At 69.3% G+C, this 13,679-nt stretch carries 13 protein-coding genes; 12 read left to right on the forward strand and 1 reads right to left on the reverse strand.

Annotated elements, in window-relative coordinates:
• Nucleotides 1–60 precede the first annotated feature (60 nt).
• The 4 genes from B3S45_RS14660 (at nt 61) to B3S45_RS11005 (ending at nt 3,324) form a co-directional block, all read left to right on the forward strand.
• Complete coding sequence (locus B3S45_RS14660; RefSeq protein WP_349676000.1) at nt 61–699, forward strand: hypothetical protein; 639 nt, start codon at nt 61–63, stop codon at nt 697–699.
• A gap of 91 nt (nt 700–790) precedes the next feature.
• Nucleotides 791–1,432 carry a hypothetical protein gene (locus B3S45_RS10995; protein WP_286720629.1) on the forward strand — a complete coding sequence of 214 codons (642 nt, stop codon included), beginning with the start codon at nt 791–793 and terminating at the stop codon, nt 1,430–1,432.
• A gap of 18 nt (nt 1,433–1,450) precedes the next feature.
• Nucleotides 1,451–3,052, forward strand: a complete 1,602-nt coding sequence (locus tag B3S45_RS11000; RefSeq protein ID WP_188550628.1) for a M23 family metallopeptidase — start codon at nt 1,451–1,453, stop codon at nt 3,050–3,052.
• 5 nt (nt 3,053–3,057) lie between these two features.
• On the forward strand, nt 3,058–3,324 hold the full coding sequence (locus tag B3S45_RS11005) for a DUF6112 family protein (RefSeq protein ID WP_188550734.1): 267 nt from the start codon (nt 3,058–3,060) through the stop codon (nt 3,322–3,324).
• A 34-nt stretch (nt 3,325–3,358) separates the two neighbouring features.
• On the opposite strand, the gene B3S45_RS11010 is transcribed toward B3S45_RS11005, so the two are convergent.
• Entirely contained in the window at nt 3,359–4,378 is a 1,020-nt protein-coding gene (locus tag B3S45_RS11010) for a hypothetical protein (RefSeq protein ID WP_229745046.1), read from the reverse strand.
• Nucleotides 4,379–4,648: 270 nt separating this feature from the next.
• Here B3S45_RS11010 and B3S45_RS11015 point away from each other — a divergent pair, with 270 nt between their 5' ends.
• From B3S45_RS11015 to B3S45_RS11050, 8 genes are all read left to right on the forward strand, one after another.
• The gene (locus tag B3S45_RS11015; RefSeq protein WP_188550736.1) at nt 4,649–4,921 is read left to right on the forward strand and encodes a DUF6112 family protein; all 273 of its coding nucleotides are present in this window, start codon (nt 4,649–4,651) and stop codon (nt 4,919–4,921) included.
• Between the two features lie 42 nt (nt 4,922–4,963).
• Nucleotides 4,964–6,376, forward strand: coding sequence for a conjugal transfer protein TrbL (locus tag B3S45_RS11020; RefSeq protein ID WP_188550629.1), 1,413 nt, complete (start codon nt 4,964–4,966; stop codon nt 6,374–6,376).
• Nucleotides 6,377–6,383: 7 nt separating this feature from the next.
• Entirely contained in the window at nt 6,384–7,859 is a 1,476-nt protein-coding gene (locus tag B3S45_RS11025) for a PrgI family protein (RefSeq protein ID WP_188550630.1), read from the forward strand.
• 61 nt (nt 7,860–7,920) lie between these two features.
• Nucleotides 7,921–8,850, forward strand: a complete 930-nt coding sequence (locus B3S45_RS11030) for a hypothetical protein (RefSeq protein ID WP_286720634.1) — start codon at nt 7,921–7,923, stop codon at nt 8,848–8,850.
• 63 nt (nt 8,851–8,913) lie between these two features.
• Nucleotides 8,914–9,744 carry a hypothetical protein gene (locus tag B3S45_RS11035; RefSeq protein ID WP_188550632.1) on the forward strand — a complete coding sequence of 277 codons (831 nt, stop codon included), beginning with the start codon at nt 8,914–8,916 and terminating at the stop codon, nt 9,742–9,744.
• Nucleotides 9,741–11,231: an ATP-binding protein gene (locus B3S45_RS11040; protein ID WP_188550633.1), complete on the forward strand. Its 1,491-nt coding sequence runs from the start codon at nt 9,741–9,743 to the stop codon at nt 11,229–11,231. The genes B3S45_RS11035 and B3S45_RS11040 overlap by 4 nt, the downstream gene beginning before the upstream one ends.
• Nucleotides 11,228–11,812 carry a hypothetical protein gene (locus B3S45_RS11045; RefSeq protein WP_229745047.1) on the forward strand — a complete coding sequence of 195 codons (585 nt, stop codon included), beginning with the start codon at nt 11,228–11,230 and terminating at the stop codon, nt 11,810–11,812. The genes B3S45_RS11040 and B3S45_RS11045 overlap by 4 nt, the downstream gene beginning before the upstream one ends.
• Complete coding sequence (locus B3S45_RS11050; protein WP_188550634.1) at nt 11,809–13,584, forward strand: type IV secretory system conjugative DNA transfer family protein; 1,776 nt, start codon at nt 11,809–11,811, stop codon at nt 13,582–13,584. Before B3S45_RS11045 ends, B3S45_RS11050 begins: the two co-directional genes overlap by 4 nt.
• Nucleotides 13,585–13,679: the final 95 nt, after the last annotated feature.

A 13,679-nucleotide genomic window follows, 5' to 3' on the forward strand; every position in this document is an offset into this window, starting at 1 on the left:
GCCACGGTGGCCCCACCGCCCCGCCCCGGGTCTGGGAAGACACGCGAGCAGGCCGCCCTGATGGTCACGGGCCGCAATTCCTACACGAGTCTGGAGCGCATCTCTCGACTCCAAGACCTCGCGAACGATCCAGCCCAGCCCGCGCGTGTGCGCGAGCGTGCGGCCGCCGAGCTGGAGGCTGTCGACGCTGGTGCGTCTATCACCGCGGCCGTCCAGAACACCAACGCTGAGCTGTCGTGGGCCGAGCTGGACCGGCTCGCTGCCGATGAGTCCCAGCCGGTCATGGTGCGCCGCCGCGCCGAGAGTGAGGCGGCACGGGTGCGTGAGCAGGCCGCACGCGACGCGAAGGCCGCCGAACTGGAGGCTCTCGCCAAGGAAGCCCTCGCCCGGGCCAAGGCGGCCAGCAAGAAGCGTCCTTCCCAGCGCCGCACCCCGGCGACGCCGCTGGAGGGAGTGGTGTTGCCGCCGCGGGCGTTCGTGCACGTCTGGGCCGAGCTGGGCGGCTGGTGGCACCACTACGACCCGGCACAGATCGCCGCCGAAGTGACCGATGAGGACTGGGAACGGTTCGAGGTCACCGTGGCCGGGACGATCGCGTTCGCCGAGCACGTCCGCACCCTGCGCACCCCCGAGACCGACACCGCGGACGAGGACAGCGAAGAGACCGCAACCCATCCGCGTGAGCCGATAGCCGTCTGACACGGCCGCGCGATCCTGCGCCCCTCCTGCCCTGGGTGGCGGTGTGCACCTGTGAGGCATGAACCCCTCTGACCTGACTTCCCGTCGCCGGGTGCTGATTGCCGTGATCGCCGCCGCCGTGGTGCTACTGGTGATCGTCGGCGTCGGCGCCTACGGCCTCATCCGCGGAACCCAGCCCACCGGCCCCAGCGGCGACGACGCGGTGACGCTCGCGCCCGGCCCTACCGGACCGTCCGGAACCTCGGCCACGCCTCGCCCCCTGTACGACACCACCGATGCAGAGGCGTTCGCCCGCTCCGTGGCGGTGTCGTTGTTCACCTGGGACACCACCGGCAGCCACGGACCCTCGGACTACGCCCAGGTGCTCGTCGACGTCGGCGACCCCACCGGGACCGAGACCTCCGGGCTGGCCTCTGACGTCCGCTCCTACCTCCCGGCCACCGACGCCTGGGCACAGCTACGGACGCATCAGACCAAGCAGTGGATCACCATCGAGACCGTCGAGATCCCCGACGCCTGGGCCGATGCCGAAACGCAGGCAGCCCCAGGGCAACTGCTGCCCGGCACCACCGCCTACACGATCACCGGCACCCGCCACCGGGCCGGCATCTGGGGCACCGAACCCATGCAGACCGAACGCCCGGTCTCGTTCACGGTCTTCATCGCGTGTGAGCCCTCGTTCGATGCGTGCCGGTTGCTGCGGCTCTCCCAAGTCGACAACCCCCTGCGTTGAGAGACGGGGTGATCCGGGATGCGTAAGATCCTCACCACCTTCGTTCTCGCCGCGTTTTTCCTTGGCCCCTCGGTGGTGCTGCTGGGTCTGGGGGTGCTGATGAACCCGGCCGCCCGCGCCGAGGCGATCTGCCTACCGGGCACCACTCTGACGGTCGGGCCGATCCCGGACTCCCTGACTGCGACCACCCGCAACGGCGAGGCGGTCACGCTGAACCGGGCCCAGCTCACCCACGCCGCCACGATCATCACCATCGGCGGGCAGACCGAGGGCATCGACGACCGCGGCGTCGTGATCGCGCTCATGGCCGCGTTGACCGAGTCCCACCTGCGGATGCTGTCCAACACCAGCGCCTACCCGGAGTCGGGTGACTATCCCAATGACGGCAACGGGTCCGATCATGACTCGCTGGGCTTGTTCCAGATGCGCCCCGCCACCGGGTGGGGCACCGTCGCGGAGTTGATGGACCCCACCTATCAGGCGCACGCGTTCTACGGCGGACCCGAAGGCCCGAACCACCCGAGCCCGCGGGGTCTACTGGACATCCCCGGCTGGGAACAGATGGACCCCGGCGAGGCCGCCCAAGCGGTCGAGGTCTCCGCCTACCCGGATCGGTATCAGAACTACCAGCCGGTCGCTGAGACCATCCTCGCCACCCTCACACGCCCGGCAGGCGGTGGGGACTCCGGTGTAGTGCCCGAGACATCCCGGGTGCTGTTCCCGCTGCCCGAAGGGACGTGGACCAAGACATCAGACTTCGGGTGGCGCACCCACCCCATCACCGGAGAACGGTCCTTCCACACCGGCACCGACTACGCCGCCGCGGACGGCACACCGTTGTTCGCGGTCGCCGATGGCCGCGTCACCACCGCGGAGTTCTCCGGCGGATATGGCGGGCTGATCGTCATCGACCACACCGTCGCCGGGCAGCGGGTCGCCACCGCCTATGCGCACATGTGGTCCCACGGCATTCACGTCCAAGCCGGTGACACCGTGACCGCCGGACAGCACATCGGCGACGTCGGCTCCTCGGGCAACTCCACCGGACCCCACCTGCACCTCGAAGTGCGCCCCGGCGGACCAGGCGCCGAAGCCGTCGACGCCGCCGAGTGGCTCGCCGAGCATGGCGCCAGCGAACACGACGGCGGCGAGACGGCCGGACCGGGATGCGCGCCCGGCGGGGACACCGGACCGCCCACAGAGTTTCCCGGCGGCGATCCCGACGCGATGGTCGACGACCCCACCAGCGATGGGCAGATCACCGCGCGCACCGCCCACGCCCTCGAACAAGTCCGCGCCGCGTTCCCCGAATCGGCCTGGGCCTGCTACTCACCACGCCCCGGCACCGTCTCCGAACACCCGCTCGGGCGAGCCTGTGACGGCACCTTCGGCAACGCCATCGGCGAACCTGCCACCGGCCAAGCCCTCGAACTCGGCTGGGCCGTCACGAACTGGCTCCAGACCCACGCCGAGTCCCTCGGCGTGGAGTACCTGATCTGGCAGGACCAGATCTGGTCGCTCGCTCGCGCCGATGAGGGCTGGCGCCCCTACACCCGAGGCACCGATGTCACGACCAGGCACCTCGATCACGTCCACGTCACGATCCGAGAAGGGGCCTGATGAGCATGGACGTCTTCCCGGACTTCGGTGCCGTGGGCGGGGCCGATGACCTTCGCGCCGTGATCGGCGCGCTGCTGACATTCGTCCTCATCGTCGCCGTGCTCATGCTGATCGTCTGTGCCATCACCTGGGCGCTCGCCACCGCCAACGGCCACCACACCGCCGCGACCAAGGCACGCGTCGGCGCGTGGACAGCCCTCGGCGCTGCGGCGCTCGCCGGTGGTGGCATCGCGTGGGTGAACTGGCTGCTCGACCTCGGCAGTCAGCTCTGAGCCCGGCCCGTCCCATGGGGTCGGTCTCAGCCGGTCAGATCGAGACATCGATCGCACCTGTGGCGAGGAAGTAGGGCGACGTGACCGGGAGTCGCCGCGAGTGAACCATCCGGAATCGGGCGGCCTGCCACCACGGGCCGATGTCGTGGGTACCGGTCAGGAACACGACTCGGCGCCCGTCGGACCACGGGACGACCGAGGGGCCGCAGACTCCCCGTCCCATCCACGACGGGATACCGGCCACGTCGGTGTCGAGAAGCCGCTGCGGCACTGACCAGTCCGCGCGATCAGGCGACGGCCTCGTCGCCCGCATGAGCCACAGCCCCTGGCTCGGGTAGGGGGTGGTGCCGTGCAGGTTGGTGCCGCGGGCGAGCATCATCTCCCATCCTTGCGGGGTCCGGTAGACCGCGTTGTCGAAGAATCCCTCCTCGGTCGTGGCGAAGCGGCGGGCAGGCTCCCACTCGATACCATCGACGCTGTCGGCCACGTGAAGCTCAAAGTCGGGCTGCTCGCCGGGGGCGACCTCGTGCGGAGTAGCCAGGAACCACATCCGGTAACCGCTCTCGACCGCGACCACGAGTGGCTCGAGAACACTGGCCCGGCCCGGCCATCCGGCCAGCGCCGGCACGTCCCGCCGCAGCCATTCACCTCGGACCCCGCGCGTGAGGACGCCGATGGCGTACGCGCTGCCCTCGCCGTAATGCCGCGCGCTTGCGCGGCCGGCGTAGTAGATCCGCGCATCACGGCCCTTGTGAGGTGGGACGTAGCTGGGGGTGTGCATGCCGCCTGCGTCCCACGAGCCCTTGGGCGGGTCGGGGGTGATCGGGTGCCGGTCGAGCATCCATCCCGCATGTCCTGGTTCGGCGCCGACGGGTAGGCGCGCCCGATAGAGGCGGTTGCGGAAGGTGGCGGAGAACCCGCCGATGAACATCACCCAGCGGCCGTCGATTAGATGCACGTCCGGATCGCTGAGGCCGAGGACGCCTCTCGGCATCCGGGAACCGAGCATGTCCCAGATCGGCTCGGCGATGAGTGGGCTCGGCGTGAATGACATGGCGGCCTCCGTGGTGAGCGCGCTTGAGCGCGGACTCCCCTGAGTGCCAGGTAGGTCATCACCAGCGTAGCGAATCACCGGTGTGGCGATCCCAGCGATCCATGTGCCTTGCGTGACTACTGCGAAGCTCATCGGCGATCAGTCAAGCCGGGAACGAGGGTGCACCTGTCCGACGAGAACCACCTCTCGTCGAGCTTGAAGGAGCACCCCGCCGTGAACACTCTGACCCTCATCACCGAAGCCGCCGCCCTCTACGGTTCGGCGTTGCCGATGCAGATCGACATCAACCCCAACGACTCCGGCCTGCCGGGCATCGGCCAGCTGCGCACCATCGTGGGCGCGGTCATGACCGTCGGCCTGATCCTGTCCGTCCTCGCGCTGATCGTCTCGGCGATCGTCTGGGGCTTCGGCGCCAACAGCTCCAACCCCCATCTCGCCGGACGCGGGAAGGTCGGCGTCCTCGTCTCCTGCGGGGCGGCGATCATCTGCGGCGCCGCGGTCACGCTCATCAACTTCTTCTGGAACGTCGGCCAGCAGGTCTGAGCCCACCCACCAACTCGACTCTGCGTGAAGGAGTGATCTGCGGTGGGTGTGTGCGATGTCCCCATCATCTCGTCCGTGTGCGATGTGGCCGGTGAAGCCGCTGCCACCCTCGTCTCCGCCCCATTCGACTGGCTGGCCTCGGCGATGGGTGCCGCCGCGGGCTGGCTCTTCGAGGCCGTGTGGGCGGTGTTCGACACCACCACTCTGGTCGACGTCACCAGCGATGAGTACGTCGGTGTCTACAACGTCCTGTTCGGCGTCGCGATCTTCATCATGCTGATCTTCTTCTGCCTCCAGCTCATCACCGGACTCATCCGCCGCGACCCCACCGCACTGTCTCGCGCTGCGCTGGGGCTGGCGAAGTCCGTGCTCGGGTCGTTTCTGGTCATCACGATCGTGGCGCTGCTGCTGGAGATCACCGACCAGCTCACCATCGGGATCGTCCAGGCCACCGGGAACACGATGGAAGGCATGGGCGATCGCATCGCCCTGCTCGCCGCCGGACTGGTCGGCATCAACATCGCCGCCCCCGGTGTCGGAGCGATCATCACGATTTTCCTCGCCGGGCTCGCGATCAGCGCGGCAGCGATCGTCTGGTTCTCCCTGCTGGTCCGCAAAGCCCTTTTGCTGGTCGCGATCGTGTTCGCGCCCATCGCTCTGGCGGGTTCGTCGTGGGATGCGACCAAGGGTTGGTTCTCCAAGTGGGCGGCCTTCGTCCTGGCGCTGATCGTCTCCAAGTTGGTGCTCGTGGTGATCTTCCTGGTCGCGATCACCCAAGTCTCAGCACCCATCGAGGCCGACCTGGCCTCGATCAGCGACCCGATCGCCGGGATCGTGCTGATGTTCATCGCCGCGTTCGCGCCCTACATGACCTACAAGTTCATCTCCTTCGTCGGCTTCGACATGTACCACGCGATGAGCAGCGAGCAGGAGGCCAAGGGCGCGATGAACCGGCCCATCCCCACCCCGTCCAAGCCTGCCGGAGAAGGACCGAAGAAGATCCTCGACGACACCTCCGGTAACGGCGGCAAGGGCGACGGCGGTGACGGGGGTGGGGGTGGTGGGCCGACGCCGCCGAAGACCACCCCGAAGAACGCGCCAGCCACCGCCGAGGCAGGCAAGGGAGCGACCGCCGGCAAGACCGCGGGAGCCGGTGCCGGATCTGGCGGCGCCGGTGCCGCCGGTGGTGGTGCGGGTGCCGGTGCTGCGGCCGCGGGGCCGGCTGCCGCCGCGGTGGTGGCGGCGAAGGTCGCCAAGGACTCCGCGACGGCCGGTCCGAAAGCTGGTGCTGCGGTCGGCGGTCATGCCGAGGCCCAGGCAGGGGCGGCGGACCAGACGGCGAGCACCCCGCCACCGGCCACTACTCCTGCGCCGGTGCCACCAGCCCAGCAGACGAAGCCGCCCGCGCCGTCGTCGAAGCCTGTCCCACCGCCGTCCTCGAAGCCGAAGGAGTGACCCTGTGATGGCACGCAAGCACAGCGATCACGATCAACGCGACGACGGCGTGCTGACGCCGGCCAAGTTCTCCCGCCTCACCCGTCGCGGCGTTCTGCTCGGGCTGTCGTTGCCGCAGCTCATCACCCTCGGAGCTGGTGTGCTCTCGGTCGTCGGCGCTCTGTACGCCGGTGGCGGCGTCCTGCTGGTCTACACCGCCCCCGTCTGGGTGGCCTGCGCGGTGCTGACCTGGGTGCCCGTGGGTGGCAGGAAGCTGATCGAGTGGCTGCCGGTCGCCTTCCGGTGGGTCTGGCGTGTCACGGGCGGGCAGCTCTTGTATCGCCGGACGGTGGTCAAGCCGCGCCCCGCCGGAACCCTGGCACTTCCGGGTGATGCCGCGAACCTGCGGGAGTTTCTGGACCTCGAGACCGGGGCGGCGATGATCCACGACCCGCACGCGAACACCCTCACCGCCATCGTCGGGCTGTCCCACCCGGCGTTCGTGCTCCTGGACCCCGGTGAGCAGGAACGCCGCGTCACCGCCTGGGGCCGCGTCCTGGCCACCGCCTGCCGCTCCGGGCGCATCGCCCGGCTCCAGGTCACCGAACGGACCCTGCCCGACTCCGGGACCGGCCTGGCCGAATGGTGGGCCGAGCACGGCACCGACGACGGTTCGTGGACCGCAACCACCTACGGCGAGTTGATCGAGCGCGCAGGACCGGCCGGGGAACGCCACGCCACCACGCTGTCGCTGGCGTTGGACATGAAGAACAGCTCCCGGCAGATCAGGACCGCAGGCGGCGGACTACGGGGAGCCGCCGCCGTCCTGCGCCAGGAGATGACCACCCTGGTCGCCGCGCTGCGTGCTGCAGACCTCACACCATCTGAATGGCTGACGCCAGGTGAGGTGGCGGTGATCCTGCGGGGTGCCTATGACCCGGCGATCGCGGCTACCCTGGAGCGCCACGGCGAACTGGGACGCGATCTGGCCACCGCCGGACCTGTCGCCCTCACCGAAAGCTGGGACCACCTACGCTCCGACAGCGCACATCACGCGGTGCTGTGGATCTCCGAATGGCCGCGCTCGATGGTCTACCCCGGCTTCCTCGCACCGCTCCTGCTCTCGACGGGCATCCAGCGCACGTTCTCCCTGGTCTGCACCCCGATCCGCTCCGACCAAGCAGCGCGGGACATCCGCAAGAAGAAGACCGAGTACATCTCCGACGCCGCCCAACGGGCGAAGATCGGGCAGATCGAGGACGCCTCCCAGACCGCGGAGTACCAGGACGTGCTCCAGCAGGAGGCCGACCTGACCGCCGGCCACGGGGTGCTGCGGTACACCGGCCTCATCTCCGTGTCCGCACCCACCGTCGACGAGCTGGAGGCCGCAGTCTCGGCGGTCGAACAGGCCGCGATCCAAGCCTCCTGCGAGACCCGCCGCCTGGTGGGCCAACAGGCGCAGGCATTCGCGGTCGCGGCCCTGCCGCTATGCCGGAGTGTGTAGTCCCCGTCGGGAACGCCTGGTGGTCGATGATGGGGAGACCATCGACGAGACGGAGACACCTATGGCGGACCTTCCCGACCATGAAGAGCGAGCCATCCGTGACTATGTCGACAGTCAGTCCCCAGCCGACGATCGCGCAGAGCTCGTGCAAAAGGTCGGTTCGCACCGCGTGCTGGGTCATGTGCATGAGGTGTACGACGTGCACTGCACTTCAACGCGCTGGTGGGTCATGACGAACCCAACCAATCTCTACCTCCAGTCCGATTTCCCGCAGGCCGAGCAAGCCCTGATCTTCCATATCGGCCTTGGCGCATTCATGGCGGAGCGGAGCCGAGCCGAGCTTGATGAAGACGCGGAAGAGCACGTCTCCTCGTCATGGCGACGGTTTCGTCAGGCGCTCGAAGCGATGGACGAGGCTTCAGAGTCAGAGGACTTCCAAGCTGTCGGGATCAAGTGCAGGGACGCGCTCATCGCTCTTGGAAAGTCCCATATGGACGCGCCGTGGCTTGGCGAGGTTCCGGGAGCGCCGAAGGCAGCGGACTTCAAGGGTTGGGCGAGCATCTACGCTGAACGCCTCACAGATGGGCGGATGCGTAACTACCTCAAAGCTCTGGCGGACAAGACCTGGGACTTGACGGTCTGGCTCCAGCACTACAGCAATGCCACGCCTGTCGACGCTGACATCGTGCTTGAGGCTACTGCTCACCTCATCGGTACGTTTGGCAAAGTCATCCGGCGACGTGAAGCAGGAGAGCCGGAGCGGTGCCCGCGCTGCGAGTCCTACCAGTTGGCTGAGGACATTCAGCACGACGCGGAACAGCGGGGCTTCTTCGCTTCGACAGTCTGTGGCGCTTGCGGCTGGCGCTCGGATGTGGACTTCACCCCGTGGGCGGAGCATTTCGAAGGATCTGACATCGAGGGCTATCTCTCCAGTCCCGGACTCGGCATCTCGGATCGACTTCATCCCGAAGGAGATGACTCCGCCGGTTAGGGGCTGGCTGGCGAGCGTGCGCACCTGACAGACGTCAACCGTCTGTGAGAAAGGGCGCCGCTCATGCCTACGTTCGATGATCCGATCAGCGACGCCTCGGAGGCATCGGCTGCGCTGCGTGGTCTGGCCCACGCGACCCGTTCCTTCGACGACCCGGCTGACACCTATGCGCTGATCGGTGACCTGCTGGCCGGGGTGCGATCGCTGCGCCAGGTGTTCGATCAGCTCGCTGCCGCGCACCTGTCCCATCAGGCTCGTGCGCACGATGACGACGGTGTCCATGCCGCCGGTGCACGCGATGCGCAGATGGCGGCCGACGACCTGCATCAGGCCGCCGCGCTCGTGGACGGCGCCGAGGAGCGCCTGAACCGGGCGTCGCAGGCGTCGGGGCGGGTCGCGTGGCATCCCGAGCCCGAGCCCGACCACACGATCCCGGAGCCGCGGTGGGTGAGCGTGGTGTTCCTGCAGGGCTCCGAGGCCGACCCGGTACTGGAAATGATCGACCGCGACGGCACCGACACGGCCATCGACCACCTTGCCGGGTGGGACGACGGCGAGGAGACCACGCAGGCGGCACTGGAGAACGGCTACGTCTACGACACGCCTCCGTCTGGTCGGTGGGATCGCGCCGTCACCCGCGGTGACTACACGCTGACCTACGACTACCTGCACGGCCACGTCGGACTGCTGCGCGCCCACGTCCCCGAGCCCGAGTACGCCGAACCCGAGCGATCCGGCGGCGCGCACGCAGGGGCGTTCGGGGTCGGTCAGGGGTTCAGTCAGCGTCGCGCATCGCGGCCGGTCGACCAGGCCGGTGCTCCGAGGCCGGGTCGCTCTGTATCGCCCGTGCGGCATCCGGCCTCGCGACCCGAGGTGCGGGGGTTGGGACTGTGAGCGCCGAGCGTGAGCGGCTGCACAGCACGGTGCTGGTTGGCCCCAGTGGTGAACCTCGCCGGTACCGCAAGGCCCGCCGTCGGGCGGCAGCAGCGATCGAGACGGACGCTAAACGGGTCCGGACCGCCGAGCTGAAGGCCAAGGCCGAAGCCGAGCGTGCCGAACGCCGAGCCACGACCTACCTGCCCCGGGCCGGTGAGCCCGGCGCCGCCGCGTTGCGGACACCGGGACGGTTTCGGCTGCCTCGCCATCAGGACACCTCCGCGACGTTGGCCGGGGCCTATCCGTTCTTGGCCGAGGGCGGCCTGGGCTCTGAGGGCGTGTTCGTCGGCCAGGACCTGTACTCGGGCGGCAGCTTTGTCTACGACCCGTGGGTGCTGTACCAGCGCGGCATCATCACCGCCCCCAACGTCGTGCTGGCGGGGATCGTTGGCTCAGGCAAGTCCTCGCTGGCCAAGTCCCTCTACACCCGCTCGATCCCGTTCGGGCGCCGCGTCTACGTCCCCGGTGACCCCAAGGGCGAGCACACTCCGGTCGCCGAGCTCGTCGGCGGTAAGGCGATCGTGCTCGGTCATGGGCTGGCGAACCGGCTGAACCCGCTCGATGAGGGGCACCGACCCTCGGGGGTCTCGGACCTGGAGTGGACCACCCAGGTCGCCTCCAGACGTCGTGACCTGATCGGTGCGCTGGCCGCGACCGTGCTGGAGCGGTCGCTGTCGCCGTTGGAGCACACTGCGATCGATGTCGCGCTGACCGCCGTCGTCGCGGGCAACGACGTGCCGATCCTGCCGATGGTCGTCGACCACATCCTCCAGCCCCGCGCCGACGACGACAGCGACGGGCGGCTGGCTGAGGACGGTCGGATGGTCGGCCACGCGCTGCGCAGGCTCGTGGCCGGTGACCTGCAAGGACTCTTCGACGGACCGTCCACGGTGGCGTTCGACCCGAGCTTGCCGATGATCTCACTCGACCTGTCCCGGGTGGCGGAGAACTCCACCCTCATCAGCGTGTTGATGACGTGCAGTAGCGCGTGGATGGAGTCGGCGCTGCTGGACCCGGCCGGTGGGCAGCGGTGGGTAATCTACGACGAGGCCTGGCGGCTGATGTCCCATCCCGCGTTGTTGAAGCGGATGGATGCGCAGTGGCGCCTCGCGCGGCACTACGGGATCGCGAACATGCTGATCTTCCACAAGCTCACGGACCTGGACAACGTCGGCGACTCCGGCTCGGCCATGCGCGCGCTGGCCTCCTCGCTGCTGGCCAATGCCGAGACCAGGATCATCTACCGCCAGGAGTCCGATCAGCTCGGCGTCACCGCTTCCACGCTCGCCCTGACCGGCACGGAGCAGAAGCTACTGCCCGGGCTGGGCACGGGTCAGGGGTTGTGGCGGATCAAGGACAGGTCCTTCGTCTGCCAGCACCAGCTCCATCCTGCCGAATTGGAGGCCTTCGACACTCGGCTCCGGATGACCGGGGGCCAGTCATGAGCCGCCCCCGCTACCGCCGCTCCGGCAACCCCGGTGAGCCGGACGCCGGCCGGACACAGGACCACGACAAGTCGGCGGCGCCGGTGGTGCTGCCGCATGTTCTGGTGCGGGTCGACGACGACGGCACACTCGCGGTCACCGTGGACGGTGAGCCGTTCGAGCCCGAAGAGTTCGCCCCGCCCTGGCGGCGCTCGGGCTTCGGGACGCTGATCGATGCGGTGACCGGTGACCGGCGGGTGCCGGTGCGGGTGGAGGTCCGTGAGGTCGACGGCACCGCGTTCACCGACATCATCACCGCCGCCCGACGGCGCCCCGCCCCCGAACCCGAAGGCGAGTCGGCGCCCGAGGAGGCGACGGCGGCGGTCGAACTGGTGGAGGTCACCGGTGAGGGCTTCGTGCCGGGCGAGGATGTCGCGGTCGCGGTCATCGTCGCTCACACCGACGCCACACCGGCTGGCAACGCCCGCGCGCTGATCGACGCGGCCCAGCTCGACGCCGCCCGCTTGGCCAGTGCTGGAACCGGTGAGGTGTTCCTGCTCGGCAGGGTCTCGGGTGTCCAGGTGATCGTGAGGCCGCGATGAGTGCGCCGCGGACGCCGGGGACGGGTGACGGTCTGGCGAATCTCGCGATCGGCGCCCTGATCGGACTGGCGGGACTGGCTGGGGTGCTGCGCTTGGCGGGCACGATCGCCGCGTTCCTCACAGGCGCCCCACAACCGCGAGCGGGGGTCGCAACCGGGTTCATGGTCCTGGTGCAGCCTGGCGATCCCGGCGCCGCTCTGGACGCCGAGGGGCTGAGCGCGGTGGCGTACTGGATCACCGCGGTCATGCTGCTCGTCGGTTTGGGGGTGCTGGCGTGGTGGGTGTGGGGTCAGGTCCGCGACCATGCCCGCCGGGTCGAGGTCGATCCGCGACGACTGGCGGGCACAGCGACTCGTAGTGAGGTTGCCCGCGCCGCCTCCGGGCGTGCGCTGCTGGGTCGCGCGTCGACGTTGCGGCCTTCGCTCGACAAGCCCCAGACCGGGGATGTCGGCTACCTGCTGGGGCGTTCGCGTGGCGCGAGCGTGTGGGCGAGTGTGGAGGACTCGATCCTGCTCGTCGGCCCACCTCGTTCGGGCAAGGGCCTGCACGTGGTCATCAACGCCATCCTCGATGCGCCCGGCGCCGTGGTGACCACGAGTACCCGGCCGGACAACCTCACCGCGACGTTGAAGGCGCGTGAGCGTGATGGGCGGCCGGTGGCGGTGTTCGACCCCCAGCACTTGGCTGAGGGTGTGCCGGCGGGGTTGCGGTGGTCTCCGGTGCGCGGCTGTGAGGACCCGCTGACGGCGATGATCCGCGCCACCGGTCTGGCCTCTGGCACCGGCCTGTCGGCTGGTGGTGTGGAAGGTGGCGGGTTCTGGGAAGGCAAGACCCGCGCCGCACTGCAAGCGCTCCTGCACGCCGCCGCCCTCGACGGGCGTCCGCCATCGGAGCTGTTCCGGTGGACCCTCGACCCCACCGCCGCCGCCGAGGCCGTCAGCATCCTGTCGAACTCCTCCCAGGCCGCGACCGGGTGGGCCGAGTCGTTGGAGGCGATGATCGAGGCCGACCCCCGCACCCGCGACTCGATCTGGCAAGGCGTCTCCCTGTCCCTGGCCGCGCTGGCCGACCCGCGGGTGCTCGACGCGGTGAGCCCACGGGCAGGTGAGCACTTCGACCCCCAGACCTTCCTCACCGGCTCGGGCACCCTGTATCTGCTGGCCACCGGCGCGGGGGCGGGGGCGTCGTCGGCATTGGTGGCGGCGTTCGTCGAAGACCTCGTGGAGACCGCACGGCGCATCGCGGCCCGATCGGCTGGCGCGCGGTTGGACCCGCCGCTGTTGCTGGCGCTGGATGAGATCGGCAACCTCGCACCCCTGCCGTCGCTGCCGACGTTGATGGCCGAGGGTGGCGGGACCGGGATCACCACCCTGCCCGTCCTGCAGTCCCTCGCCCAAGCGCGGGACAAATGGGGTGAGAACGCCGCGAACGCGATCTGGGACGCCGCGATCGTGAAGATCATCCTGGGTGGGGCGTCGAACTCGCGTGATCTGGCGGACTTGTCGACCTTGATCGGCGAACGCGACGAGTACACCGACTCCACCACCGTCGGCGACCACGGCTCCCGGTCGGCTCAGCGCTCGGTACGCCGGGTGGCGATCCTGCCCCCGGACCGGCTCCGGACGTTGCCGTTCGGCACCGGCATCACCATGCTCCGCTCCGCGCCCCCGATCGTGACCGACCTGCGCCCCTGGACGAGCCGCGACGACGCCACGACGTTGAAGACCGACCGGGGCGCGGTCGAAGCGCTGCTCAGAAGCGAGCGCCCGTGAACCCCCGTCACTGGCGCCAGAGCGGGTGGCACTGATGGCCGCCCGCAGGCGCACGCCCCCGCCGGGTCAGCTCGAGCTGGACCTGTGGGGACTGG

The organism is Microbacterium sp. UBA1612, from assembly GCF_002321605.1.
Classification (GTDB): Bacteria; Actinomycetota; Actinomycetes; order Actinomycetales; family Microbacteriaceae; genus Microbacterium; species Microbacterium luteum.

Coding starts and splice junctions, on each gene's coding strand:
- B3S45_RS14660 (WP_349676000.1), top strand. CDS start 61: ATGGTCACGGGCCGCAATTCCTACACGAGTCTGGAGCGCATCTCTCGA.
- B3S45_RS11000 (WP_188550628.1), top strand. CDS start 1,451: ATGCGTAAGATCCTCACCACCTTCGTTCTCGCCGCGTTTTTCCTTGGC.
- B3S45_RS11005 (WP_188550734.1), top strand. CDS start 3,058: ATGGACGTCTTCCCGGACTTCGGTGCCGTGGGCGGGGCCGATGACCTT.
- B3S45_RS11010 (WP_229745046.1), bottom strand. CDS start 4,378: ATGTCATTCACGCCGAGCCCACTCATCGCCGAGCCGATCTGGGACATG.
- B3S45_RS11015 (WP_188550736.1), top strand. CDS start 4,649: ATGCAGATCGACATCAACCCCAACGACTCCGGCCTGCCGGGCATCGGC.
- B3S45_RS11025 (WP_188550630.1), top strand. CDS start 6,384: ATGGCACGCAAGCACAGCGATCACGATCAACGCGACGACGGCGTGCTG.
- B3S45_RS11030 (WP_286720634.1), top strand. CDS start 7,921: ATGGCGGACCTTCCCGACCATGAAGAGCGAGCCATCCGTGACTATGTC.
- B3S45_RS11035 (WP_188550632.1), top strand. CDS start 8,914: ATGCCTACGTTCGATGATCCGATCAGCGACGCCTCGGAGGCATCGGCT.
- B3S45_RS11045 (WP_229745047.1), top strand. CDS start 11,228: ATGAGCCGCCCCCGCTACCGCCGCTCCGGCAACCCCGGTGAGCCGGAC.
- B3S45_RS11050 (WP_188550634.1), top strand. CDS start 11,809: ATGAGTGCGCCGCGGACGCCGGGGACGGGTGACGGTCTGGCGAATCTC.